22 protein-coding genes and 1 pseudogene are annotated in these 23,922 nt (G+C 52.9%); 11 read left to right on the forward strand and 12 right to left on the reverse strand.

What is annotated here, in order from left to right; genetic code table 11:
- Positions 1-145 precede the first annotated feature (145 nt).
- A complete protein-coding gene (locus DB847_RS02995) occupies positions 146-763 on the reverse strand; it encodes an HAD-IA family hydrolase (RefSeq protein ID WP_159084355.1) in 618 nt (205 codons plus the stop codon).
- A gap of 459 nt (positions 764-1,222) precedes the next feature.
- Here DB847_RS02995 and recJ point away from each other — a divergent pair.
- A pseudogene (gene recJ / locus DB847_RS03000) lies at positions 1,223-2,949 on the forward strand (single-stranded-DNA-specific exonuclease RecJ).
- 32 nt (positions 2,950-2,981) lie between these two features.
- Here the strand turns inward: recJ and DB847_RS03005 are convergent.
- Complete coding sequence (locus DB847_RS03005; RefSeq protein WP_108652894.1) at positions 2,982-4,169, reverse strand: MBL fold metallo-hydrolase; 1,188 nt, start codon at positions 4,167-4,169, stop codon at positions 2,982-2,984.
- Between the two features lie 122 nt (positions 4,170-4,291).
- Here DB847_RS03005 and DB847_RS03010 point away from each other — a divergent pair, with 122 nt between their 5' ends.
- On the forward strand, positions 4,292-4,900 hold the full coding sequence (locus DB847_RS03010; protein WP_108649381.1) for a TetR/AcrR family transcriptional regulator: 609 nt from the start codon (positions 4,292-4,294) through the stop codon (positions 4,898-4,900).
- A 48-nt stretch (positions 4,901-4,948) separates the two neighbouring features.
- On the opposite strand, the gene DB847_RS03015 is transcribed toward DB847_RS03010, so the two are convergent.
- Positions 4,949-7,030 carry a cache domain-containing protein gene (locus DB847_RS03015; protein WP_108649382.1) on the reverse strand — a complete coding sequence of 694 codons (2,082 nt, stop codon included), beginning with the start codon at positions 7,028-7,030 and terminating at the stop codon, positions 4,949-4,951.
- A 184-nt stretch (positions 7,031-7,214) separates the two neighbouring features.
- Here DB847_RS03015 and prfB point away from each other — a divergent pair.
- Positions 7,215-8,313, forward strand: a protein-coding gene (gene prfB, locus DB847_RS03020) for a peptide chain release factor 2 (RefSeq protein ID WP_108649383.1) whose coding sequence is annotated in 2 segments (ribosomal slippage) — positions 7,215-7,289 and positions 7,291-8,313 — 1,098 coding nt in all. Because the reading frame shifts where the segments join, the coding sequence is not laid out codon by codon here.
- A gap of 80 nt (positions 8,314-8,393) precedes the next feature.
- Here the strand turns inward: prfB and DB847_RS25890 are convergent.
- Together DB847_RS25890 and DB847_RS03025 are read right to left on the reverse strand one after the other, a co-directional pair.
- Positions 8,394-8,522 carry a hypothetical protein gene (locus DB847_RS25890; protein WP_267897735.1) on the reverse strand — a complete coding sequence of 43 codons (129 nt, stop codon included), beginning with the start codon at positions 8,520-8,522 and terminating at the stop codon, positions 8,394-8,396.
- Positions 8,523-8,605: 83 nt separating this feature from the next.
- Positions 8,606-9,376: a substrate-binding periplasmic protein gene (locus DB847_RS03025; protein ID WP_108649384.1), complete on the reverse strand. Its 771-nt coding sequence runs from the start codon at positions 9,374-9,376 to the stop codon at positions 8,606-8,608.
- 266 nt (positions 9,377-9,642) lie between these two features.
- Between DB847_RS03025 and DB847_RS03030 the strand changes: the two genes are divergently transcribed.
- Positions 9,643-11,010, forward strand: coding sequence for an NCS2 family permease (locus DB847_RS03030; RefSeq protein WP_108652895.1), 1,368 nt, complete (start codon positions 9,643-9,645; stop codon positions 11,008-11,010).
- Between the two features lie 35 nt (positions 11,011-11,045).
- Here the strand turns inward: DB847_RS03030 and DB847_RS03035 are convergent, their stop codons facing one another.
- The 3 genes from DB847_RS03035 to DB847_RS03045 all read right to left on the reverse strand — a co-directional run bounded on the left by DB847_RS03035 (position 11,046) and on the right by DB847_RS03045 (position 12,764).
- The gene (locus DB847_RS03035) at positions 11,046-11,411 is read right to left on the reverse strand and encodes a YacL family protein (protein ID WP_108649385.1); all 366 of its coding nucleotides are present in this window, start codon (positions 11,409-11,411) and stop codon (positions 11,046-11,048) included.
- A 134-nt stretch (positions 11,412-11,545) separates the two neighbouring features.
- Positions 11,546-12,103, reverse strand: a complete 558-nt coding sequence (gene aroQ / locus DB847_RS03040) for a gamma subclass chorismate mutase AroQ (RefSeq protein ID WP_108649386.1) — start codon at positions 12,101-12,103, stop codon at positions 11,546-11,548.
- A gap of 340 nt (positions 12,104-12,443) precedes the next feature.
- Positions 12,444-12,764, reverse strand: coding sequence for a DUF6388 family protein (locus tag DB847_RS03045; protein WP_108649387.1), 321 nt, complete (start codon positions 12,762-12,764; stop codon positions 12,444-12,446).
- A 210-nt stretch (positions 12,765-12,974) separates the two neighbouring features.
- On the opposite strand from DB847_RS03045, the gene DB847_RS03050 reads away from it, so the two are divergent.
- Entirely contained in the window at positions 12,975-13,973 is a 999-nt protein-coding gene (locus DB847_RS03050; RefSeq protein WP_108649388.1) for an adenosine deaminase, read from the forward strand.
- Positions 13,974-14,015: 42 nt separating this feature from the next.
- On the opposite strand, the gene DB847_RS03055 is transcribed toward DB847_RS03050, so the two are convergent.
- Positions 14,016-14,504, reverse strand: a complete 489-nt coding sequence (locus DB847_RS03055; protein WP_108649389.1) for a chemotaxis protein CheW — start codon at positions 14,502-14,504, stop codon at positions 14,016-14,018.
- A gap of 269 nt (positions 14,505-14,773) precedes the next feature.
- Between DB847_RS03055 and DB847_RS03060 the strand changes: the two genes are divergently transcribed.
- Positions 14,774-15,685, forward strand: a complete 912-nt coding sequence (locus tag DB847_RS03060) for an EamA family transporter (RefSeq protein WP_108649390.1) — start codon at positions 14,774-14,776, stop codon at positions 15,683-15,685.
- 1,748 nt (positions 15,686-17,433) lie between these two features.
- On the opposite strand, the gene DB847_RS03065 is transcribed toward DB847_RS03060, so the two are convergent.
- Positions 17,434-18,213: a DUF350 domain-containing protein gene (locus tag DB847_RS03065; protein WP_199911698.1), complete on the reverse strand. Its 780-nt coding sequence runs from the start codon at positions 18,211-18,213 to the stop codon at positions 17,434-17,436.
- A 17-nt stretch (positions 18,214-18,230) separates the two neighbouring features.
- Positions 18,231-18,362 carry a hypothetical protein gene (locus DB847_RS25895; protein ID WP_267897736.1) on the reverse strand — a complete coding sequence of 44 codons (132 nt, stop codon included), beginning with the start codon at positions 18,360-18,362 and terminating at the stop codon, positions 18,231-18,233.
- Between the two features lie 142 nt (positions 18,363-18,504).
- Here DB847_RS25895 and glnE (DB847_RS25325) point away from each other — a divergent pair, with 142 nt between their 5' ends.
- From glnE (DB847_RS25325) to DB847_RS03075, 3 genes are read left to right on the forward strand one after another with little or no spacing between them, the layout of a single operon-like run.
- Positions 18,505-19,965, forward strand: a complete 1,461-nt coding sequence (gene glnE, locus DB847_RS25325; RefSeq protein WP_234418498.1) for a bifunctional [glutamate--ammonia ligase]-adenylyl-L-tyrosine phosphorylase/[glutamate--ammonia-ligase] adenylyltransferase — start codon at positions 18,505-18,507, stop codon at positions 19,963-19,965.
- Positions 19,863-21,362, forward strand: coding sequence for a bifunctional [glutamate--ammonia ligase]-adenylyl-L-tyrosine phosphorylase/[glutamate--ammonia-ligase] adenylyltransferase (gene glnE / locus DB847_RS25330; RefSeq protein ID WP_234418499.1), 1,500 nt, complete (start codon positions 19,863-19,865; stop codon positions 21,360-21,362). Before glnE (DB847_RS25325) ends, glnE (DB847_RS25330) begins: the two co-directional genes overlap by 103 nt.
- A gap of 10 nt (positions 21,363-21,372) precedes the next feature.
- Positions 21,373-22,449: a histidine phosphatase family protein gene (locus DB847_RS03075; protein ID WP_108649391.1), complete on the forward strand. Its 1,077-nt coding sequence runs from the start codon at positions 21,373-21,375 to the stop codon at positions 22,447-22,449.
- Here DB847_RS03075 and DB847_RS03080 read toward each other — a convergent pair.
- Positions 22,415-22,912: a GNAT family N-acetyltransferase gene (locus DB847_RS03080; RefSeq protein WP_108649392.1), complete on the reverse strand. Its 498-nt coding sequence runs from the start codon at positions 22,910-22,912 to the stop codon at positions 22,415-22,417. The genes DB847_RS03075 and DB847_RS03080 overlap by 35 nt on opposite strands.
- Here DB847_RS03080 and DB847_RS24175 point away from each other — a divergent pair.
- Positions 22,883-23,056: a hypothetical protein gene (locus tag DB847_RS24175; RefSeq protein WP_159084356.1), complete on the forward strand. Its 174-nt coding sequence runs from the start codon at positions 22,883-22,885 to the stop codon at positions 23,054-23,056. The genes DB847_RS03080 and DB847_RS24175 overlap by 30 nt on opposite strands.
- Positions 23,057-23,059: 3 nt before the next feature.
- Positions 23,060-23,854 (forward strand): substrate-binding periplasmic protein, encoded by a 795-nt coding sequence (locus DB847_RS03085; protein WP_108649393.1) that lies wholly within the window; start codon positions 23,060-23,062, stop codon positions 23,852-23,854.
- The last annotated feature ends 68 nt before the right edge of the window (positions 23,855-23,922 follow it).

The raw sequence follows: 23,922 nt of genomic DNA on the forward strand, positions 1-23,922 counted from the left end.
GCAGCATCCTTGCTGCAGAAGGTCAGCTTAACAAAGATCAAAGCAGCACTTGAACTTGAGGGGCTCGAATAACTACCCGGATTAAACCCAAAATGCTCTAGCTTTTGTGTGGCAGGACCCCCTGGGTTTTAGCCTGTCTTGTTCTTCAGGGGGGCAGGAAGAGCAGCTCACTGGGATGATTGATCATGAAGTCTGGCTGCCGGGTAGCCAGGGTCTTTGGACAGTTATATCCCCAGCTGACGCTGATGATCGCAATGCCACTGCGCCTGGCTGCATCAATATCCCGCAGCTCATCTCCGATATAGTAGGTGTGTCGCGGGTCCATATTGCGCTGTTTCATCAGCTTGCGGATCGAGCGTGCCTTACCAAAGATCCTCGGCTCAGAGATGATTTTTTCAAAATGATTGGCATCATGATTCTCCATCAAGCGGGAGATGCTGGCTCCTGAATTGGAGCTTACGATATACAGGCGGCACTCCCGGGCTTTGAGGGAGATAAGAACCTCCGGCCAGCCGGAGAACATCTGTTGGGTATTCAGCTCCTTTTTAAACTCTTTGCGGACTCTTCTGACCACTCTTGGCAGGTGCAGCATAGAGATCCCGAGATCCCGGAAGATCTCCCGGCCACTCATCTGCTGATAGCGGGCGATGTGCTCATCAGAGATATATTTAAAGCCATACTCCCGGTGGATCGAACGCATCACCTTGAGGTAAAGGGAGAAGGTGTCCGCCAGGGTTCCATCAAAATCAAAAATAAGGTTCATGCAACGCCTTGTCCTGCCATGGGGAACTTTAGGCTCTGTTAACGTTTCAATTTTGAGCCTGTTGCCCCTGAAAATGCTCTGTTCGCGACGCGAATCATGAGGTTTAGTTGTTCTTGTTCTAAATAAGTGATGAGCAACAATGAACAGGTTTTTTTCAGGCGCAACCCGAAGTGCAGTGGTCATTTTTCCATCCAACTACGTTATCAGATGTTCATGTAGAACAACTACACCACACATCTTCTGCCTTGCTGGATGAAAAAATTACTAACTGCAGAACCAAATCTGAAACGCCAACAGAACCTATGGGCTCTTCATCAATTATGTCACCCTTTACCGCGAAAAGCAGAATCATGGGGGATCACCTCACCTCTTTGATTGCATTTCGTGATGGTCGGGGGTAATTTGTGCTTTTTGACTCGCCGGCCCCTGTGCTCCCCGGCATCGAATGTGAGACTGTGCATGATCCCGACCATTAAACGTCGTCCCCTTGCGGATGATAGTGCCCTTCCCCCGCTGCTTCATCCCAGAATTCGCCAGATCTATGCCAGTCGCGGGGCCGTGGAGGCAAAGGATCTGGAGCAGCGGCTCCAGGGACTGGATGCACCTTCCGGGCTCAAGGGGCTGGAGCAGGCTCTGACCCTGCTGGTGGATGCCCTTGCACAGCAGAAATCGATTTTAGTGGTGGGAGACTTTGACTGTGATGGAGCGACCAGCTCGGCGCTGATGGTGTCGGCACTGCGGGCGATGGGGGCACAGAAGGTCGATTTTCTGATCCCCAACCGCTTTGATTATGGCTATGGATTGAGTCCGGCGATCGCAGAGCTGGCGGGACAGCGAGGCGCCGAGCTTTTGATTACGGTCGATAACGGGATCTCCAGCATCGAGGGGGTTGCCACGGCTCAGCGCCTCGGGATGCAGGTTTTGATTACAGATCACCACCTGCCGGGGGAGCAACTGCCGGCGGCGGAGGCGATCGTCAATCCAAACCAGCCGGGATGCCCCTTTCCAAGTAAGTCGCTGGCGGGAGTCGGGGTCGCTTTTTACCTGATGATGGCCCTGCGGGCACGCCTGGTAGAAATTGACTGGTTCAGTTCCCAGGGACTGTTTGTGCCGAACCTGGCCAGCTACCTGGATCTGGTGGCTCTGGGTACCGTAGCGGATCTGGTGGCCCTGGATCGAACCAACCGGATCCTGGTTTATCAGGGGCTACAGCGGATGCGAGCCGGTGCCTGCCGACCCGGGTTGCAGGCCCTGCTTAAGGTTGCCGGACGTGAGGGGCGCGATCTCAAGGCGAGCGATCTCGGGTTTGTGCTGGCTCCAAGACTCAATGCGGTCGGAAGGCTCCAGGATATGACCCTGGGGGTGAGCTGCCTGCTGAGTGAGGATGCTGGGCTGGCGCTGCAGATGGCCGAAACCATGGATGGCCTCAATCGGGAGCGTAAAAAAATTGAGGAGGAGATGAAGCAGGATGCCCTGGCGATGCTCGACGAGCTGCAGTTCAATGAGAATGCTTTGCCCATGGGGCTGGTCCTGCATCAGGAGGATTGGCACCAGGGGGTCGTCGGCCTGGTAGCCTCCCGGGTGAAGGAGCGTTATCACCGCCCGGTGATCGCCTTTGCCAGGGTTTCTGATTCTGAGCTCAAGGGCTCAGCCCGCTCGATCAACGGGGTGCATATCCGGGATCTGCTGGAGCGACTGGACAGGGATCACCCCGAGCTGATTCAGAAATTTGGCGGACATGCGATGGCGGCTGGCTTATCTCTGGATCCCGGGAAGCTGGAGCTGTTTCGTGAGCTATTTACCCGGGAGATCGCCAGCTCGATCAGTGAAGATCAGCTACAGGGGGAGCTTCTGACCGACGGCGAGCTGAGCTCTCATGAGCTCAGCATGGAGATGGCTGATGAGCTGCACAAGGCGGGCCCCTGGGGACAGGCATTCCCTGAGCCCTGTTTCGATGGGGTGTTTCGGATCCTCAACCAGCGCCTGGTGGGGGAGAAGCACCTTAAACTTACCCTGGAGCCTGAGCAGGGGGAGCCGCCATCGATGGGATCGCCTTTAATGTGGATCTTGAAACCTGGCCCGCCCCCGAAGTGAGCTGGGCCCGGCTGGTGTATCAGCTGGATATCAATGAGTGGCGAGGCCGCAAGTCTTTGCAGTTACTGGTTTCTCATCTTGAGGCCTGCTAATTCCACATTCTCCTCGCCGGCTTAGTCGAGGCTCACTGCTGAGCCGGTGATATGGATTTCCCTGATAAGATCCCCTGTTGTGCGCTGAGCCGCTCATACTGAAGATGAGCGTGCCACCATCTTGAGTGATAGGCCGTAAGCTCCGCGCCCTGCTCGGATAGCGAGAAGGACTCCCCCATCTTTGGCGTTGCCAGCGGGGCATGATCCTGTCTGGCCAGGGCCGTGATCTGCTCGAGAGGATCGCTCCACTGATGAAACGCCAGGTCAAAGGTCCCGTTGTGAATTGGGAACAGGATCTTAGCCTGCAGATCTTTAAAGGCCTGATAGCTCTGTTGTGGGCTCATATGGACGCCTGGCCAATCCTTGTCATAGGCTCCGGTCTCAACCAGGGCCAGATCAAAGGGCCCGAGTCTTTGGCCTATGATTTTAAACGTCTCGAAGTAGCCGGTATCTCCGGTGTAATAGATATTGTTCTGACCAGAGCGGATCGCCCAGCCCGCCCATAGTGTTTTGTTACGATCCCTCAGACCTCTTCCTGAGAAGTGCTGACCGGGAGCTGCGGTCAGTGTCAGGCTACCCAGAGTTTGTTGCTGCCACCAGCTCATCTCGTGAATCTTACTTGGGGCCACGCCCCAGGCCCTGAGCCTGGCTCCCACCCCTAGGGGGACGGCAAAAAATTTCACCCTGGAGTGTAAGGACAATATGCTTCCCTTATCCAGGTGATCGTAATGGTCGTGGGAGATGATGATCCCCTCAATCTTGTCCAGGTTCTGGTAGTCCAGGGGTACGGGGTGAAAGCGCTTGGGACCAAGCCACTGCAAGGGAGAGGCTCGTTGACTAAATACCGGGTCGATTAACCAGGTGGAGGACTCATTGCGCAGCAAGATACTGGAGTGTCCCAGTCGGGTTAATTCCAGATCGCCGGGCTGGACGGGGGGCAGATTTTCGACCCTTGTCTGTACCAGGGGAAGAGGGCTCTCTGGAACTGTGTTTACCTTTTTTTCAAGGATAAAGCGGCGGATCAATCCCAGGGTTCGCCATAACCCAAGGTCCTGCATTTTTTGCAGATTTTGATATTTTCCTTGGTGCTGGCGGGGTGGAGTGAGTTCTGCCGGTTGTTCCTGAGGGGGGAAGATCGTTGTTACAGGCTCGCTCACCGCAGCTGCATCGGCGTTACCGATATCCTGGAAAAATAGTTTTTCGTACCACTTTTTGGTCATCGACATAAGTTCCCCCGAAAAGTAAACTAATGAGTGTAGATTATATATTAATCAGAAAACTCAAAAAGTAAACCTATAAGTTTACTTTTTTGGTTTCTAATATCGAAGGGCACAGGAATCTTATGAAACTCTCTGAGCGCAAGAGGCTGGATATACTCAATGCAGCGCGGACCGAATTTATCCGGCATGGCTTTGCAGCCACTAGTATGGATGCGATCGCCAAGGCAGCAGCAACCTCTAAGCGGACCGTTTATAACCATTTCTCCTGTAAAGATGTTCTATTTGAAGCGATTGTGGCGCAGATGCTGGAACAGGTATTTTCTGCCTCGGCGCTTCCCTTCTCTTCGACTGAGCCGTTGCGCGAGCAGCTGGTGAGCATTGCCAGGCAGGAGATTGAACTATTTGAGCAGGAGGAGGTGATCGCCCTTTCCCGGGTGGTGCTCGCCCACGCGATGCATGATGGCAGCTTTACCCAAAAGGTCTTCGGCAGTCTCGGTGAGTATGAAACCGGGATCCAAGCCTGGCTCAGGGCCGCCCACCATGCCGGGGTACTCAGGGTGGAGGATCCTGCCATGGTGTCAGAGCAGTTTATCGGGATGCTCAAGAGCTTCTATTTCTGGCCTGTCATCATGGGGATCCCTAAAGGTGGTAAAGCCCCGGTGAAGGATAAGATCATAGATTCGGTTGTCGATATGATTCTATTTAGCTGTGGTTACCAAGCTAAAAATTAGGGGAGAGAGCTGCATCGCAGAGCATCCTCAGCTATATGGACAGGCAGTTTATGCCGTTTCTTCAGAGTAATCTGGTATCGGCAGGGTGATGGTGAATTCACAGCCCTGTCCCGGGGTGCTGTTGGCGTAGATCTCCCCTTTGAGCTGCTGAGTTACCAGGTTATACACCAGGTGCATTCCAAGGCCCGTTTCCTGGCCCCCCCGCTTGGTGGTGAAAAATGGCTCAAAGATCTGTTGCAGATGCTCATCATCCATCCCCACACCGTTGTCCCGGTAATGGATGATGAGCTGTTGATCGCCATGGCGAACCTCAATCTCGATCTGCCCCTGATCACGGCCTTCGAACCCATGGACAATCGAGTTATTCACCAGGTTATCAAAAATGGCGATAAAGCTATCCTGGTAGCTGGTTATTTCCAGCTGCAGTGGGCAGTGGATGAAGAACTCCACTTTGGGGTGGAGTTGGCGAGTGTTGATGACGATCCGATCCAGTAGTTCATAGAGATTAAAGTTCACCACGGCTTGTTGATCGGATCGTACCGAGATCGATTTAAAGCGTTTCACCAGATCTGAGGCGCGGTTTAAGTTTCGCATCATCATCTCGATCAGCTCTTCGGTGGTCACAAAATATTGATTGATGATGGTCTGGGTGAGCTGATTTTTTTTGATATGGGATTTCAGTTCATTGGACTCATCCGCGAGATAACTGGCGGCGGTGATTGAGGTCCCGAGTGGGGTGTTTATCTCGTGAGCGACTCCGGCGACCACATTGGCCAGTGAGGCCATCTTTTCCGCTTCAACCAGCTTCTTCTGAGTGAGCTTGAGGGAATCAAAGGATTCCTGTAGTTGCCGGGTACGTTCGGCAACCCGCTCTTCGAGTTCATGGTTAAGCTTTTCAAGTTTGAGGTTCAGGGAGGCCAGCTTGTCCTGGGCCTGTTTGCGTTCACTGATTTCACTGCGCAGGGTATTGCTGTATCTCTCCAGATCGTCCATGAAGTGGTTGAAATACTTTGATACCTGACTAAGCTCGTCGTGGGCCGTCTTGTGCTCATGAATTCGCACCGAGAAGTCTCCCGATGCCGCCAGGGAGAGGCGATTGACCAGCTTTTTCAGGGGGCTGATGATCGATGAGCTCAGTAGCAAAGACAGGGGGATGGTCAACAGCAGCATCAGCAGGATAAAGGCGATATTAATCCACAGCAGGGCCTTGAGAGGTTGATAGAACTCCTCGGAATAGGTGGATGAGACCACAATCCAGTCAAACTCGGGCAGGTAGTTGTAGACCACGAACTTATCCCGGTAGCTTTCTTCTCCGGGGTTTTTCCAGCTGTAAAACAGGGAGCCGTTCTTGCCATCGACTATGGTTTTGAAAAATGGTTGTCCCCGGTGATCTTTGACATGGTAGAAGTTCCCCTGGATAAAGGGGTGGATGATCATGTCCCCCTTGCCATTGAGCACATAAGGGTAGCCGGTTTCACCGAATCGAAGGGAGAGGATTGAGTCCTTGATTGAGTCGATATCGATCAGGGAGTAGAACTCGTTGCGATACGAAGAGGCCGAGATGATCCAGTCCCAGGGCTCAAAATAGACCATATACAGGGCCTTATTGCGCAGCTTGGGCTCTCCCGGGTTTTTCCACTGATACTCCAGATAACCACTCTTTAGTTTCATCTGTTGCTGAATGAAGGGGTAGCGGGAGAGATCGGTGATTCCCTCCCTCAGTACCGGGTGCACCTGAATGATCCCCTTGCTGTCGACCACATAGGGGTAGCCGGTTTTACCTATCTTTTGCTCTTTCATAAAGCGAGCCGCCAGCTTCTTGGCCTGGGTTTCGCTGAGCTCTCCGCGCTGATATTTCTGGTAATGGCTGAGTACCATCTGCAGGTTAGTTTCGGCAATTGCCCGAAGGTGATTCTTAATCGAGGCGTTGGCAGTCAGCCGCACCTGATCCAGGATCGCATCGGTGGTGATCTTGAGCTTACTCTCGATCTCGCGGGTCACTATATCCCGGACCTTGTAGTAAAGAACGGCGTCGGCGATGATCAGGACGGAGATGAAGATAAACAGGTAGCCAAACGTCAGGCGAACCGGAATTTTTAGTCGTCTGAGGAACTGTTCGCTACGGGTCATCTGCTCCTTCCTTGTGAGCTAGAGTTGTTGAGGGTGAAGGCTATTGATTCAGGAGGCTCCCTCTTACAGATAAGCATAGATAACCTGTGCCATGAGCATGGGGGATTTTGCAGGGATTGGACTGTTTATTCTTTCTTCATTTCGTTAAAATGCCCTGTTTTCTTTTTAACTGATTGAGACGATGATGTTTGAAGTAAATCCTGTACTGAATAAGCTTAAGGAGATGTCTGAGCGGACAGCTCTCCTTAGGGGGTACCTTTGACTATGACCACAAGAAAGAACGCTTAGAAGAGGTCAGTGCCGAGCTGGAACAGCCCGATGTCTGGAACGATCCGGGCAAGGCTCAGGCTCTGGGTAAGGAGCGGGTCGCCCTTGAAACCGTGGTTAAGACCATAGATACCCTGGAGCAGGGGGTCGAAGATATTCAGGAGCTGGTCGATCTGGCCCTCGAAGAGGAGGATGAAGAAACCTTCCTTGAGGCACAAAATGAGCAGCATGAGCTGGAGAAGCAGTTAGAAGGTCTGGAGTTTCGCCGGATGTTTAGCGGCGGCCAGGACAGTGCGGACTGCTATCTGGATATTCAGGCAGGTTCAGGCGGAACCGAAGCTCAGGACTGGGCCAGCATGCTGATGCGGATGTATCTGCGTTGGGGTGAAGCCCATGGCTTTAAGACAGAGATCATCGAATTGTCGGACGGCGATGTGGCCGGGATCAAATCGGTCACCATTAAGTTTTCCGGAGAGTATGCCTATGGCTGGCTGCGCACCGAGACCGGTGTTCACCGCCTGGTTCGCAAGTCTCCGTTTGATTCCGGCGGGCGTCGTCATACTTCATTCTCATCGGCTTTTGCCTATCCGGAGATTGATGATGATATCGAGATCGAGATCAATCCTGCAGATCTGCGTATCGATGTCTATCGTGCCTCTGGTGCCGGTGGCCAGCACGTAAACCGGACCGAGTCCGCGGTGCGGATCACTCACCTGCCAACCAATACAGTGGTGCAGTGTCAGAACGATCGCTCTCAACATAAGAATAAAGATCAGGCGATGAAGCAGCTCAAGGCAAAGCTCTATGAGCTTGAGTTGCAAAAGCAGAATGCTGAGAAGCAGGCCAAAGAAGATGGCAAGTCGGATATTGGCTGGGGAAGCCAGATCCGCTCCTATGTTCTGGATGATTCCCGGATCAAGGACCTGCGCACCGGGGTTGAAAACCGTAATACCCAGGCGGTGCTCGATGGTGATCTCGACCCCTTCATCGAGGCAAGCCTGAAATCAGGCCTGTAACGGCTCGATTGTAGTTTCGATGACTCGGACAAACCCGCTCTCTGTAGCGGGTTTTTTTATCAGGGTTTAGTGTGCTGTGCTTAATGCCGGGAGAGTAGGGAGAGGGTTTGCGAAAATGTATCGGTGAAATAGAGTGCTGCTGCCAGCATCAGCAGGACAAACAGGGATGAGATCATCACGAGTTTGAGTGTTTTTGCAAGGCTGTGCATGGTGAAGTTCCTCCGTCAATTTGCTGGCACTAAAACCTTTTGGAGCAAAGGGTGGGCCACAATTGAGGCCCTTGGTGGCTTTCTTAAAAGCCGTGTTGCATCATGATGTTGCTCAGCGTGCCATCCTTTTTCATCTCTTCCAGCGCCCGGTTGAAGTCTTTGAGTTTTTGCTGGGAGTTCTCTGCTTTTTTAGAAAAGGCGATGTAGAGATCCTTTTTTTCCAGCTCAGGCTCCATAAACACCACGCCGTTAAGCAGGTAGGGTAGGTTGTTTTTCAGGAGATGCAGCGCCACAAATTTATCGATAAAGATCAGATCGATGCGCCCGTGGGAGAGCTTTTTAAGATTCTGTTCATCGCTGATCGCCTCAGATTTTTTCAGATACTCCGCTTCATCGAAGGTCTTGGTGTTGATGTAGCCACGGACCACCCCAAATCGATATTGGCTTAATTCTTTGAGTGCTTGAGCCTGGTCGACCCTGGGATCGGTTTTAAACTGGATGGGGGAGTTTTGCCGCTTATAAAAACCAACTGGTCCACCGGGGAAGGGGGCGGAGAACACAAAATCTTTCTTTCGCTCTTCACCATAGTATTCGGGAAAAATCCCATCGGCGACACCGGCCCTGGCATACTTCAGGGCCCTCGCCCAGGGAAGAAAATCTATGTTGACCTGGTAACCCGCCCGGGTAAAGGCTTGGTGGACCAGCTCAAAAACATAACCATTGCCCGGCATGCTCTTACCAATATAGGGCTCCCAGGTGAGGGTTGTCAGAGAAACACTCTTGGTTTTTGCCAGAAGCTCACAGCTTGCCACGAGCAATATGGCACAGCTAAATATCCGGATAAGCTTGAACATATCGGCTCTTCCCCCCGCACTTTTACTTATTTGAGTATAGAAGAATCCGGATCCTCAGGACTTTCTCCCTTAGGGGATCCCTGTGCGGATGAATGATTATTTATGAAACACTATTTTACATTCAACTGTCTTTTAGGATTTGGCCGGGACTTTCACATCTGTGCGGCTATGGTAGAATCGCGCCTCGCGAAGGTTTTATCTGTCTGAACCCGCGAATCCCCCCCAATAAGACAGAATGGGAATGATGTACTATGTCTAGCAATGATATGTCACACACCTCTACGAACCAGCCTCAGTCTGCCCCCAGTAAGCGATCCATCGATCGCTTTTTTTATATCTCACAGCGAGGAAGTTCGGTTAAGCAGGAGTTAATTGCCGGGGTTACGACCTTTCTGGCCATGGTTTATTCGGTGATCGTTGTCCCCAATATGCTGGGTGATGCAGGCTTTGATAAGGGAACGACTTTCGTGGCGACCTGCCTGGTTGCCGCTTTTGGTTCTCTGGTGATGGGGCTGTGGGCCAAGCTGCCGATGGCGATCGGCTGTGCCATCTCACTGACGGCTTTTACCGCCTTTAGCCTGGTGCTTAACCAGGGCGTTTCTATTCCGGTGGCACTCGGAGCTGTGTTCCTGATGGGGGTGATCTTTACCTTTATCACTGTGACTGGGATCCGTCAGTGGATTCTCAAAAACCTGCCGATGGGAGTTGCCCATGGTACCGGAATCGGAATCGGCCTGTTCCTGCTGCTGATCGCCGCCAATGGCGTGGGCCTGATTACCAAAAATCCCGGACCTGGATTGCCGGTGGAGCTGGGACATATCACCGCCCTGCCGGTGGTGATGTCTCTGTTTGGACTGGCTGCTATCTTTGGCTTGGAAAGCCGCCGGGTGCCTGGTGGGATCCTGCTGGTGATCGTGGTGCTGTCGATTCTTGGGCTGATTTTTGACCCCAAGGTCACCTTCCACGGGGTATTTGCAATGCCTTCGCTGACCGATGCCAAGGGGGAATCCCTGATTGGCCAGATGGATATCATGGGAGCCTTGACTCCGGCGGTCATTCCGAGTGTCCTAGCCCTGGTGATGACGGCTATCTTTGATGCGACGGGAACGATTCGCGCGGTTGCCGGTCAGGCAAACCTCCTGGATAAGAATGGGCAGATCATCAATGGTGGTAAGGCCCTGACCTCTGACTCAGTCTCCAGTATCTTTGCGGGCCTGGTTGGCGGAGCTCCTGCTGCGGTCTACATCGAGTCGGCGGCAGGGACGGCGGCCGGTGGAAAAACCGGTCTGACCGCGGCCCTGGTGGGACTGCTGTTCCTGCTGATGATCTTCCTGGCTCCGCTGAGCTTTCTGGTGCCGAGTTATGCAACAGCGCCGGCCCTGATGTATGTGGGTCTGCTGATGATGGGCAATGTCACCAAGATCAATTTTGATGACAAGGTCGATGCCCTGTCCGGTCTGATGTGCGCGGTCTTTATTGTTCTGAGCTGTAATATTGTGACCGGGATTATGCTGGGATTTGCCACCCTGGTGGTGGGACGACTCTTTGCCGGGCAGTGGCGTAAGCTCAACCCGGGAAGCGTGATTATTGCTGTGATTCTGGTGGCGTTTTATGCCGGAGGCTGGGCAATCTAAGTCAGTATGATTAAGAGGGGATCTGGCACCCCTTCTTAATCATTCAGCACAAACTGGCTCCAGCTCTGGAGCATCTTTTCAAAGTCTTCCAATCCGCAAACCGAGACCTGCTCATCGTCATAAAAATCAAGATCCTGCTCCAACTCCTCTGAGTCGGCCGCGATGGCGTTGGCCTGAACCAGGGCTTCATCGCCACTGAGTAGCAGGTTCAGCTGCTTGCCGGAGTAGAGCCATTCACGATTGCTGTCACGGATCTCAGTTATTTTTTTTAGCAGGGCTTCAAGCTGTGAGATGTTGTCGCCGAGCTCCTCGATGAGCCAGCGGCCCAGTGCTTCGTGACCCATAGAAAAGAAAGCACGATAGCTTCCATCCAGGCTAAAGCGCCGAAACTCATAGTCCACTTTGATTCTCACTCTTGATTAGGGGAGGGCTATTTTGCGTCATTTATTTACAAATGCAACAGTTGGGCCTTGGAGATGGCTTTTCAGACACAAGGTGCCTTGCTGGCACCTTGTGGGCTGAGCTTTAAATGAGCTCAATGTGTACTGAGACGGACCTCTTTCAGAGCATTGAAAAGCTGTTTCTGATCTTTAAGGGTCAGCATAGGGACCTTGGTCGCCTTCTCAAAGCTGGGCCACAGCCCATCATCAACAGGTCCCCGAACCTCCAGCAGCTGATGGAGGGCCTCAAGGATACTCTCATTGAGGCGCATCAGATCCGGACGCAATTTTATGTAGAGATCGGGTGGAGTGAAGTCGATATTGCCGGTTTGCCAATAGGCGCGCCAGCGATACTGGATCGCCTTGGCTGCTGCAACCTGAGCAAGCAGAAAGTCCTGGGCACTAGCCGGGTCAACCTTATAGCGTGCTGAAAGCTCAGCCGTTGCTGCCAGCTCCAGCTTTTCACGCTGCAGATCTTCAACGGGCATGTGGTGCAATGCCTTGAACGCGGCGAAATTTTTCATGACCTGCAGGCGCTTTGATACCAGAGAGAACAGGCGGTCACTCTGGGGAGAGCTTTGCTGAGCGTTGGCGATGGCAGGAAGCATCAGCAGGCTCAGCAATAGGAATAGTACGACAGATACTCTTTGCATTGGGGGCTACATACAACTGGTTGCTTTTTGTACCAGCAATTTTAAACGTTGGCGGACTAATGTGAAATTTTTTTACTGAATAATGGAAAAAATAGCCATCAAATGGGTGGTTTGTTTTTCGAATGAATCTCTTTTTCGGCTTGTTACACCTGAATGGGGAACTTTCTATCGTTCCTTGTGTTCTGCTGTAGCCTCCATGCTGCAGAAAATCAGAAACTCTCGCTCGAGCTGAACCTGTGCCCCCCAGAATGAGTCCGATGGTGCTCTATAAGCTGTATGACCCTATAAAAACCGGTGATAGCAGGCCGGTTGTGCCTGCTATCACCAAATTTTTCGCAGCTTACCTGTCGTAGAAAGAGTCGTAATCGATACCGATCGATTTGGCCAGTTGCTGGTAATCCTCTTCGTAGATCCCGACCAGTTCGTCATGGGAGTTGGCGGCGTACAGCATGATGATCTCCCAATAGCTGACTTGGTACTCTTCTGCCAGAGAGCGAATAAACATGGTGATATTGTAATCTCGGTATTCATCCATGCTGATCCCCAGCATTCGCGCATGTTGCTGCTCTAAGTTATCAAGCAGCGCCTGCAGCTCAGGGTGAGCGGCTATGATGCGGCGAATTGCCTTGTGTTTGAGGATCTGGTGTTTTTCGTAAGGCATGCGGGAGCGCTCCATATTGTCCCCGGGGGATCCAATTTAGCACCGAATTGTTTCTTTTGCAGGCGACTTGTTTGATTTTTGTTGGAAATGCAGGGGGGATCAAAAAAATGCGATCCCGTTTCCCGGGCGAGCATTCGCCATGATCAAGGCAACACTCTCCCCTTATAATGATCTCCGGGATACTCAAATAACAATACCCGAGGAGACGTCATGGATAGATTTATTGAGGGGTTACCTAAGGTTGAGCTACATATGCACCTTGAGGGGAGTCTGGAGCCCGAGCTGATGTTTCGCCTGGCTGAGCGCAACGGAGTGACCCTTCCCTACCCGGATATAGAGACACTGCGCCAGGCTTATGATTTTCATAACCTGCAATCCTTTCTGGATCTCTACTATCAGGGAGCCCAGGTGTTGCTCACAGAGCAGGATTTTTATGACTTGGCCTGGGCCTATCTGGAGCGCTGTGCCGAAGATAATGTACGACACACAGAGATCTTCTTTGACCCACAAACCCATACAAGTCGCGGGGTCCCGTTTAAAACGGTTATCCAGGGGATCAGCCGCGCCCTCAAGGACGGGGAGCAGAAGCTTAAGATCAGCTCCTATCTTATCCTGTGTGTCCTGCGTCACTTAAGTGAGGCCGAGGCGATCAAGACCCTGGAGGAGGCTCTAGCCTATAAAGAGCATTTTATCGGGGTTGGTTTGGATTCATCCGAGGTGGGAAACCCTCCCGCTAACTTCGCGGGCTTTTTTGATCTGGCACGGCAGCAGGGGCTTAAGCTGGTGGCCCATGCGGGTGAGGAGGGGCCCGCGGACTATATCTGGCAGGCCCTTGATCTATTGCAGGTGTCGAGAATAGATCATGGAGTGAATTGCACCGAGGATCCCAAGCTGGTGCAGCGGCTGGCAGATAGCCGGGTACCCCTGACCGTCTGCCCCTTATCCAACCTCAAGCTTAAGGTAGTCGATGAAATGGAGCAGCATAATCTACTCAAGCTGCTTCACTCCGGGCTGTGTGTGACGGTCAATAGTGATGATCCCGCCTATTTCGGGGGGTATATGACACAGAATTTCAAGGCGATTGCCGAGGCTCTCAATCCCGATTGTGAGGAGATAAGGCAGCTCTCACTGAACGCGGTGGAGGCAAGTTTTCTGCCAGACAGTGCCAAGCGTGAGCTGGTGCAGGAGATCCTTCGTTATCAGGGGTAGGGGGTCAGGGGGGCGGTTATCTCCCCCTTTTTGCATTATTGCTTAGGGCTCATCATCGGTGATCCGCTCTAGGTTGAGCAGGATCAGTAGCTCGTTATTATCTCCCTGCTGGCTGACCCCCTGGATGAACTCAGCGGTGGCTTCGGTTCCGATTCCCGGGGCCGAACCAATATCGGAGTCACTCATCCAGATCACCTCGGCGACCGTGTCGACCAGCAGGCCGATCGGATGATTGTCATTTTCTAAAACGATGATCCTTGATGAATCGTTCGGCTCAGCGAACGGCAGGCCAAAGCGGGTGCGTAGATCAATGATGGTGATGATGATGCCGCGAGAGTTGATGATCCCCAAAATGTAATCGGGGGCGCCGGGAACAGGAACAATGTCGACAATCCTGAAAACTTCCTGAATGGTGACAGCTTTCAGAGCGTACTTTTCTTCGAAGAGTTTGAAAACAACCCAGGGGTTGAGATGGCTATTGTTAGTGTTGCTGTTTGATTCAGACTGGGTGACGGTTTCTTGTTCACTCATGAATATTCCTTACTCAAGCCTGGCTCGCAGTGAAAGTTTGTATGTTGCTGATTTCAGGTGTCCTTATCTACATACTTTAGCGAAAAACTCGCCAGCTCTCGAACTCAAGGCTTCAGTTTTGCGAGATAAACTCCAGGAATTTCTTCGAACAGTTCCAATAATTCAAATTTATTTCCTCCGGATGCCTGACTGAGAGCAGGCTCTCTTCATTGTTGCGACGGTTTTTGAGACTATGAATTTTTGAGCATATTCAACGACTAAAACCTGCGATGCCTCTTCTTGCCATTATTCTCATTATCATTTCGGCCGCCATGCATGTGGGGTGGAATCTTATCAGCAAGAGGCAGCAGCCCAGTGCGGCATTTTTTATGATTGCCAACGCCATGGGAGTGGCGATGCTCCTTCCCGCTCTGCTATTACCGGGTCGCTTGCCGCTGTCGGATGTTCCGGCGCAGATATGGTGGTTGCTTGGGCTGACCAGTTTTTGTATGGCGGTCTATAGTGCAGCGCTTGCCGGGGCCTATCGCTGTGGTCAGATGTCGGTGGCTTACCCGGTTGCACGGGCAATGCCCGTCATTCTGGTTGCCCTGGTGGCATCGAGTATCGGCCATAGCGTGGCGCTGTCGTGGCAGAGTATCACCGGAAGTGTCCTGGTTGCGGGCGGTTGCCTGCTGCTTCCCCTGCTGCGTTTTAGTGAGTTGCGCCTGTCCAACTACCGGAACTTAAGTTGTGCCCTGGCTTTGCTGGCCGCTCTTGGGACCGTGGGCTACTCGCTTATTGACTATGATGCCCTGCAACTTTTGAATCGCTTGCGTGCTCCCGGTGTCAGTACCCTGTTGCAAACCCTGCTATACGCAGGTCTTGAAACAGGCTTATGTGCTTTGTGGCTCGGCCTGTTTGTTGCAGTGCGCCGCCGAGAGAGGCATCAGTTGAGGGAGCTTTGGCATGGCGGACTCAGACAGGCGGTCCTTGCCGGGCATATCATGTACCTTGGCTATCTTTTGGTATTGATCGCCCTGACCCTGGTGACGAATGTCAGTTATGTGGTGAGCTTTCGCCAGTTGAGTATTCCGCTGGGGGCGGCTTGCGCCATTATTTTTCTTAAAGAGCCCGCCAGTCACCCTAAAACGGCCGGGGTGGCCATCGTATTTATTGGCCTGTTGCTGGTGGTAACCGGCTAATGCTAATGTCGGGGTCGCCCGACTGCGAGCAAAGGGGCAAACGCTTTTTCCCTTTGCTATCCCCTCGCGCTCCGGATCTCGCTTTATCCTCGGCTCACCTGAGGCTTAAAGTTCCGAACAGACAGTATGTCCCTATACTGACTGTTCTCTTGAAACCTCCTGTTTCTCGACTTCCATCCTCTACGGTTCACCTCTGTGCTCGCTCACGGGGGGATCATGTTCTTTTCTCCGATTCGGCTATAGAGGAAATTTAGGTTTTTATGTGTTAGAGGCAGGATGCCGAGCCACGCAGGTCGATGTCGGGAACATCGTTCCGGAGTGAGCCTTTGGTTACTTTGAGCGATATCAAAGTAACTCGACCACCGGGCGAATACGGTTATATGGCAAAGCCATAAATATCAGTCCGAAGGACAAAGCAGAAGTTTGCTTTGTACCAATAGCGAACTTTTCATTGTGCTGCGCACGACTGATTTGCAGCGGTGCTGCATATGCCGGTGCTGATCGGCGGCAGGCAAGAAGGTGCGCTCGCCCGCACCCTCTTGCATCTCCCGGGGCGCCCCAGATCTCGCTTTATCCTCGGTTCAGCTGATGATTGAAGCACCGCATAGACAGACCTTCCATGGTCTGGCTACGCTTTCGCAACGTCCTGTTGCTCAACTCCAATCCTCTATGCTTCACCTCGGCGCTTGCTCACGGGGGGTAATTCCCCTTTGATTCGTGCCTGAAAATCATAATGCGAGTGAAGCCGAATGGCAGGACGCCATGAGTGCATAGCCACGCCAGGGGTGGAGTCTCTCCCAGAGAGACGGAACGAGAGATAGGGATATCGAACTGGGGAGGCATATCATGGATGGTATGCGGCGTGTCTATGCTTGAGCTTCAAGGAGTAAGTGATTTTCAGGATTTCCACGAATCGAGGGGCACCCTCGGGGTTGTTAGGGGGACTGGGTGAGCAGTCCCCCTGACCCGTAGTCCGCGGCCGGACAATTGTGCCACAGGCACAAATAATTAGTCCGAAGGACAAAAAGCTAAGGTTCGCTTTGTACCAATAGCGAGTCTTCAGTTGTGCTGCGCGCGGCGAATCTGCAGCTTCGCTGCAAGTGCCGATGCTGACCGGCGGCAGGCAAGAAGGTGCGCTCGCCCGCACCCTCTTGCATCTCCTGGGGCGCCCCGGATCTCGCTGAACCTTCGGCTCACCTAAGGATTAAGGTACCACTTAGACGCAACATCCCTGTCGCGACTAAGCTCTCATCACATCCATGTGATTCGACCTGAATCCTCAACGGCTCACCTCAGCGCTTGCTCAAGGGGAAGTTGGGCCCCGTTTATTTGCGCCGAAAGCTTCATTGTTGATGAGCGTATCAATCACAAGGATGTGATTGAAGGGCAGCCAGAACAGGGATGTTCTGTCTGTCCGTTAGTGAATCTGGTGAAGCATGAGGATGAAGCAAATACCGGGGTGTCCTTGGGAGTGAAGAGGGCATTGGACAAGCAATACCCTTTTCCCGCCGCCGCTCGGCAGCGGCAATGTGCCACAGGCACAAATATTCTGCCTGAAGGGCAAAGGAGAAGGTTCGCTTTGTACCAACAGAGAACTTGATAGCATTGCATGCAGCTAATATTGTGGCTTAGCCATAGATATATCGGGGCGCCGACAGCGCCTGACTTTTGTATCGGCAAAAGTCAGCAAACCCCTTCGGACTGCATGAGCTGCATAACAGTACAGCTAGCTGTTGAGTGATACGGGATTAGCCCATCAGAGCGGTTAGACAGAATGCGATCCCGATACTGATGGCGGCTTCAAGGCTGGCAACTCCGGTATTTTGCTGGCGGTCCACCTCACGGCAGCGATCGATGCCATGCAGGATCACCCGCTTGGCGATTTCGACCAGCAGATTGAGCAGAATCATGGCGAACAAGCTAAACAGTAGCCAGCCTAAAAAGTTGACCACCAGACTTTCGGGACGGTAGGGGACAAATCGGCTGGCACTTGAGATCACCAGAGCCGTACTGATCATTTCGCCACCATGGCGGATCGCCAGGGGGATCTGAAAAAGCTGTAGTGCCTGCTGCAGTGAGGCTCCCTGATTATCCCGGCGGTAATAATACTCACGCAGCCGGGTGATAAACAGCAACAGGGCCTGGGCGACGACAAACCCGGTGATGATCCCAAGCAGAGCGTAACCATCGAAGCCATGTACCCATTTCAGAACCGCGCGGATCACTATGGCGGTTGAGACAGAGGCCGCGGCATCGACCAGGGCAACACTCACATTGCGCTGGCGGATCTCTTCGGTTTTATCCAGCTCGGCGAGGATCAGCTTATCGTGGATCCAGCGGCCGATCTGAATCAGCAATAACCCTATCAGCCCATAGATGGTGATTCCGACCAGTTCACGAGATAGGGTAAAGGCGGTTTGGTTTTCTATGGCTCCGGTCAGTACCAGGGCGATCGCCATGATGCTACCTGCGAGGCTAATACCAAATGCAAAGTTATCCCGGTCGGCGAGCTCTTTACCCGTGTTCACATGGCTTATCAGGCCACTTAGATAACGGGTGACCCCATGATCAGGATCACCAACAGAATATTCAGGGATAAGTAGAGCAAAAATTGGGGATCATGCTGACTTAAAATGAGATCCAGTAGTTCTATACCTCGGGTCTGTTCACTGGTCATCGATTCATGCCTGGTTCATCTGAGTTCCTTGCCTTTATCAAACGTGTTTTATCCCGAGTTGGCAAGTTTTGTGATTGTTTCGGGGGTGTCAAGGCGATTAAAAAGGGGTATGTTTTGGCTATCACAGTCAGGATGAATCTTTATGGATCGATTACCCAAGGAACTTGTTTGTCACGCAGATCCCTATTGGCAGCGCCTCAAGAGTGAACTTGAGACACAAGAGCTGAGTCAGGAGCAGTTATCTCAATTGCATCAAGCCTGTGCTTACAGTGATTTTATTGCCAGTGCCTGCATTCGTGAACCCGAACTCGCAGTAGTATTGCTGGATTCAGAGTCATGTCAGAGGAATTACCAGGGGCAGTTACAAACCCTGCTGCAATCGGTCGGGACGGAGGCGGAGCTTCATCGGCAACTGAGGCGTTTTCGACAGCAGGAGCTGGCGCGGCTTGCCTGGTTTCAACTGTTCGGATGTTTAGAGATTGAAGATCTGCTGATTCGCCAGTCGGATCTGGCGGATGCCCTGATCCAGGGCGCCAGGGACTGGCTCTATGCCAAGCTGACAGAGCGCTGGGGGACTCCAGTTAATGACAACTCAGAGCAGCAGAGTCTCCTGGTGATAGCTATGGGTAAGCTTGGGGGACGGGAGCTTAATTTTTCATCCGATATCGATCTCATTCTGGCGTTCATGGAGCATGGGCAGACCCGGGGAGGCGAGCGTAGTTGCAGCAATCAGGAGTTCTTTACCAAGCTTGGGAGACAGCTGGTGCGGGCTCTGGATGAGATGACCGCCGATGGTCAGGTGTATCGGGTCGATCTCAGATTACGCCCCTTTGGGGACTCTGGCCCATTGGTTGCGAGTTTCGCAGCCCTTGAGGATTACTATCTCTGTCATGGCCGGGATTGGGAGCGCTACGCCCTGATCAAGGCACGACTGATTGGTAGCTCAGCGCTGGAGCATCAGGAGCTGCATCAGCTCCTCAGGCCCTTTGTGTATCGCCGCTATATCGATTTTAGTGTGATTCAGGCGTTGCGCAGCATGAAAGGAATGATCAATGCTGAGATCCGGCGCCGGGATCTCAGGGATAATATCAAGCTGGGCGCAGGCGGGATCCGCGAGGTTGAGTTTATCGCGCAGTCATTTCAGCTGATGCGTGGTGGTCGGGAGCCGGCATTGCAGACCCAGAGTTTGTTGAGCGCCCTCGAGCAGCTTAGTGCCGATAAGATGCTACCCGATGAGCAGGTCTGTGAGCTGAGAAAACACTACCTCTATCTGAGGCAGGTAGAGAACTATCTGCAGCTTTTCAATGATAAGCAGACCCAGACTTTACCCTCGGAGTCTCATGAGCGGTTGCGTCTTTGTAGTTTGTTGGGATTTGCAACTTGGCAGGATTGTCAGCAGCAGATCGCCGGGGTCATGGCATCGGTTCATGGGGTATTTTTGCAGATCGCAGGGGAGGGGGATGCTCAGAGTGAGAGTGCAGCTCCCTTCTGGTTCGAGCTATGGAACTCCCCATTTACCCCAGAAAACTGTGTGGAGCAGTTATCGCAACGCATCAGTGGCCCCAGGCTGAGCAGCTGGCCCGTGCTCTGGATGGGATCTTAGAGCATTACCAGAGTAAAACCCCACCCAAGCGCGCCCGTGAGAGCCTTAAAGCCCTGATGCCGCAGATCTTGCAGCAAACGGCGCAGTCACAACAACCGGGCCTGTTACTGGAGCGGGTGTGGCGACTTTTGACCGCAGTGATGACTCGGCCGACCTATCTGGAACTGTTGGTCGAAAATGGGGGAGCTCTCAAGCAGCTACTGGCGCTGTGTGAGAGTAGTGCCATGGTTGCCGAGCAGCTGGCTCGCTATCCGATCCTGCTCGATGAACTGCTGGACCCCTGCCTGCTGGCCAAGCCCACCCCTCTGGATCAATATCGTCAGGAGCTGCAGCAATTCATGCTGCGGATCCTTCCCGAGGATGAGGAAGGGCAGCTGGAGGGGCTTCGTCAATTTAAGCAGATCCAACAGCTGAGAGTTGCGGCCGCAGATGTTTCCGGCAAGCTACCCCTGATGAAGGTCAGCGATCATCTGACACGCCTGGCGGAGGTGTTGATTGAGGCTGTGGCGAACCTTGCCTGGCAACAGCTGGTGGGTCGCCATGGTCTCCCTCGGGTTGGCGAGTACGGGATTGAGCGTGGCTTTGCCATTATCGGCTATGGCAAGCTTGGAGGATTGGAGCTGGGATATGGCTCAGACCTGGATCTGGTGTTTGTGCATGATTGTCAGGCGCAGCAACCGACTCAGGGTCCCAAGGCGATTGATAGTGGCCGCTTTTATCTGAAACTGGCGCAGCGGATACTGCATATTTTTACCACCCGTACCAGCAGTGGCATCCTTTATGATGTTGATATGCGACTGCGTCCATCCGGTAAGTCGGGGTTGCTGGTCTCTTCCTGCCATGCCTATCAGAGCTATCAGCTCAATGAAGCCTGGGTCTGGGAGCACCAGGCTCTGGTTCGCGCTCGCCTGGTCTATGGGGCCGAGCCATTTCGCCAATGGTTTTCAGATGTGAGGGTCCAGGTGTTACAGCAGGAGCGAGATGAATCAAAGCTCCGTGATGAGGTCAGGCTGATGCGCCAGAAAATGATGGAGCAATCAGCGCCCCGGGGTGGCTTTGACCTTAAGCGCTCCCATGGGGGGATCATCGATATAGAGTTCATCGCCCAATATCTGGTGCTTCGCTATACCTCCCCGGCCTGTGAGGCGATGAGTCGCTGGAGCGATACCATCCGAATTTTGGATGAGGCCGTGCTGGCCGGCTTGCTGGAGCAGGAGCAGGCAAAACGACTTCAGGGGGCTTACCGCAAGTTGCGAGAGCTGATCCACCGTCACACCCTGGATCGCCTGGAGCCTCATCTTGATGATGTGTCGCCCGAGCGGCAATGGGTGATCGATGCCTGGCAGCAACTGTTAGGCAGCGGCGGCGTGGAGACTAAGGAGCCTCAACAAGGTTGAGGGAGCTTGCATGACCCAAAATAAAAAGCTGATGGTCGGGGTACTGTTTCTGCTGACTCTCTCCTGTTCGGTGAGAGCTGAGCCCTCTTCGAAGCTTCTGTGGGCCGGAGTGCTGTTTCGCCACGGGGACAGAACTCCCACCGCAGCACTCCCCAAACACCCTTATCCCTGGCATCAGGGGCTGGGCCAGTTAACGGCAAGGGGGATGCACCAGGAGTATCTGCTTGGACAAAGCCTCAGGGAGCGGTATGTGCAGCGCTACTCCCTTGTGGAGCCGCAATTTTCTGTCAGTGAGCTCTATGTTCGCTCTACGGATAAAGACAGAACCCTGATGAGCGCCAGCTCATTACTCTATGGGCTCTACCCTCCTGGGAGCGGCCCTAAGCTTGATACAGGGCAGGATGCCCTGCCCGGGGGCTTTCAGCCGATCCCGATCCACACGGTCCTACGCAGCCGGGATCCACTGCTCAGACCTCAGGAGCTCCACCATAAAGAGATATACAAGCTACAGCAGCACTATGTGTACGCCTCACCAACCTGGCAGCGTACAGAGCAGAGCCTGGGCAAATACTTCGCCAACTGGAGCCGGGTTTCAGGGTTTGAGATCGACAGCCTGCAAAGTGCCAAAAAGTTTGCCAGTAATCTCTATATCAGAAGTTTGCACCAGATCCCTCTGCCCGCGGGGCTATCACCGATAGAGCTTAAGGCACTGATTCCACTGGCTGGCTGGATCCATGCCGAGCAGTTTAAGCCCTACCCGGTTGGGGTGGTGGTCGGAGGGCCATGGCTCAGGGAGGTTAGTATGCAGATGCAAGCTTATCTTAAGGGGAGCTCTTCGGTGCGGTTGCGACTCTATAGCGCGCACGATACCAACATCCTGGGAGTGATGAGCGCCTTGAGAGAGCCTCTGTCGACTAATCCCCCATATGCCTCACGGATCCAGGCTGAGCTGTTTCGTCGGCAAGGTCATGACAGGGTGGAGTTCCGTTATAACGGCCAGCCGATTGCCCTGCCTTGTAGCCTCAATGGCAGGAGCTGCTCCTTAGAGCGCTTTATTCAGTATGTTGCGGGTTTAAAGCCTGGTTGATCTCAACCTGCATCAGGTAATGGGTGATGCCCACCTCCACAAAAGGATCGCCGATAACTTCAAAGCCAAGCTTTTTGTAAAAATTCACGGCATTATCGCGGGCGTGGCAGGTAACCCGCTCAAGACCCTGCTCCGTCGCATAGTTTAATAGCAGATGAACCAGCTTCTGGCCGATCCCTTCTCCCTGCAGGGGAGTATCGACCGCCATCTGGCTCAGCCGTGCCTGTTTTGAATCCGCTTGTTCCTGAATTAACAGGACGCAGCCCACGGCCTGCTGATTCTTTATAGCAACAAAATGGGCAGAGCAGTGATCGTTCATCTCCCAGCCAAAATCGGCGATGCCAATCGGTCTGAGCAGGATGCGATTACGTAGCTCCCGCTCCTGTTGATAGAGGGGATCATTGAGCTGGATCTGCTGACAGAGGACCTCCTCATGTCTGAACTTTTTGGCGGTGGCTGGCATAGCGTTCCTTTGGATAGGCGTGAGTTGCTCGGAGTCTATCTTATCAGTGTTGACCTCATTACCGCAGCAGTTGCGATGGTAGAAAGAGAGGGGGATCAGGATACTTCTATACTCATGAGTAGTGTCGGTCGTCAGGAGTCATAGGATGTGAAGCTTTACGGGAAGCTGCTAAAGGGGTATTGGCTGCTATTGCTGATGTTTATGGCGGTTGCCTTTCCTCTGGGCGCAATAGGCCAGGATAAACCCTGTGTGATGAAAATGGTTTGGGAGCCATGGCCCCCCTATCAATATCGCAGTGAGCAGGGAGAGATGACGGGCCTTGATATTGAGCTTGTCAGTGCTGTGGTAGAGGAGATGGGATGCAAGCTTGAACTGTATCGCAGGCCCTGGGTGAGAGGGTTACGTGAGCTTGAGTCAGGGTTACTCGATATACAGGCCGGAGCTTCTGTGACGGCGGAACGTCAGGCCTGGGCTTATTTCAGTGATCCCTATCGGCAGGAGGTTATGTCTCTTTTCGTGTTGAAGGGTAAGAGTGGCCAATACCCCTTAGGGTCTCTTGGCGATATTGTCGAGATGGATTTCTCTTTGGGGATAAATCGGGGCACCTTTTATGGTGATGAGTTTGAGGGGCTGATGGAAAGCTACCCGTTTATTCGCAGCACCCATACTTTCAATACTGAGAAACAGAAGGTGAAAGCCTTGTTGATTGGCCGTGTCGATGGGCTGATTGGTAACCCGGTTTCAACGTTTCATATCCTGCGAGGGCTCGATGCGGTTGATGATGTTGAGATCCACCCGCTTAAAATTCATTCGGCAAATCAGCATGTGATCTTTAGTAAAGAATCGACTTCTGCTGAGTTAGTTAAACGCTTTAATGATGCGCTTCGCAGGCTTAAACAAACCGGTGAACATCAGCAGATCACATTGAAGTATTTGAAATGACGGTAAAGGGCCCCCTTAGCGTTGTCAGGGGGCGCATCCGTAGCATACAAGGAGGGTATCAATGCCTG

Source organism: Dongshaea marina (genome assembly GCF_003072645.1).
GTDB classification, from domain to species: Bacteria; Pseudomonadota; Gammaproteobacteria; order Enterobacterales; family Aeromonadaceae; genus Dongshaea; species Dongshaea marina.

Excerpts from the sequence above, each read along its gene's own strand:
- DB847_RS03025 (WP_108649384.1), bottom strand. The coding sequence starts at position 9,376 with ATGTTCAAGCTTATCCGGATATTTAGCTGTGCCATATTGCTCGTGGCA.
- DB847_RS03075 (WP_108649391.1), top strand. The coding sequence starts at position 21,373 with ATGACCCAAAATAAAAAGCTGATGGTCGGGGTACTGTTTCTGCTGACT.
- aroQ (WP_108649386.1), bottom strand. The coding sequence starts at position 12,103 with ATGCAAAGAGTATCTGTCGTACTATTCCTATTGCTGAGCCTGCTGATG.
- DB847_RS03015 (WP_108649382.1), bottom strand. The coding sequence starts at position 7,030 with ATGACCCGTAGCGAACAGTTCCTCAGACGACTAAAAATTCCGGTTCGC.
- DB847_RS24175 (WP_159084356.1), top strand. The coding sequence starts at position 22,883 with ATGTCTGAACTTTTTGGCGGTGGCTGGCATAGCGTTCCTTTGGATAGG.
- DB847_RS03055 (WP_108649389.1), bottom strand. The coding sequence starts at position 14,504 with ATGAGTGAACAAGAAACCGTCACCCAGTCTGAATCAAACAGCAACACT.
- DB847_RS03060 (WP_108649390.1), top strand. The coding sequence starts at position 14,774 with ATGCCTCTTCTTGCCATTATTCTCATTATCATTTCGGCCGCCATGCAT.
- DB847_RS25890 (WP_267897735.1), bottom strand. The coding sequence starts at position 8,522 with ATGCACAGCCTTGCAAAAACACTCAAACTCGTGATGATCTCATCCCTG.
- DB847_RS03045 (WP_108649387.1), bottom strand. The coding sequence starts at position 12,764 with ATGCCTTACGAAAAACACCAGATCCTCAAACACAAGGCAATTCGCCGC.
- DB847_RS25895 (WP_267897736.1), bottom strand. The coding sequence starts at position 18,362 with ATGACCAGTGAACAGACCCGAGGTATAGAACTACTGGATCTCATTTTA.
- glnE (WP_234418498.1), top strand. The coding sequence starts at position 18,505 with ATGGATCGATTACCCAAGGAACTTGTTTGTCACGCAGATCCCTATTGG.
- DB847_RS03010 (WP_108649381.1), top strand. The coding sequence starts at position 4,292 with ATGAAACTCTCTGAGCGCAAGAGGCTGGATATACTCAATGCAGCGCGG.
- DB847_RS03080 (WP_108649392.1), bottom strand. The coding sequence starts at position 22,912 with ATGCCAGCCACCGCCAAAAAGTTCAGACATGAGGAGGTCCTCTGTCAG.
- DB847_RS03030 (WP_108652895.1), top strand. The coding sequence starts at position 9,643 with ATGTCACACACCTCTACGAACCAGCCTCAGTCTGCCCCCAGTAAGCGA.
- DB847_RS03050 (WP_108649388.1), top strand. The coding sequence starts at position 12,975 with ATGGATAGATTTATTGAGGGGTTACCTAAGGTTGAGCTACATATGCAC.
- DB847_RS02995 (WP_159084355.1), bottom strand. The coding sequence starts at position 763 with ATGAACCTTATTTTTGATTTTGATGGAACCCTGGCGGACACCTTCTCC.
- DB847_RS03005 (WP_108652894.1), bottom strand. The coding sequence starts at position 4,169 with ATGACCAAAAAGTGGTACGAAAAACTATTTTTCCAGGATATCGGTAAC.
- glnE (WP_234418499.1), top strand. The coding sequence starts at position 19,863 with ATGGAACTCCCCATTTACCCCAGAAAACTGTGTGGAGCAGTTATCGCA.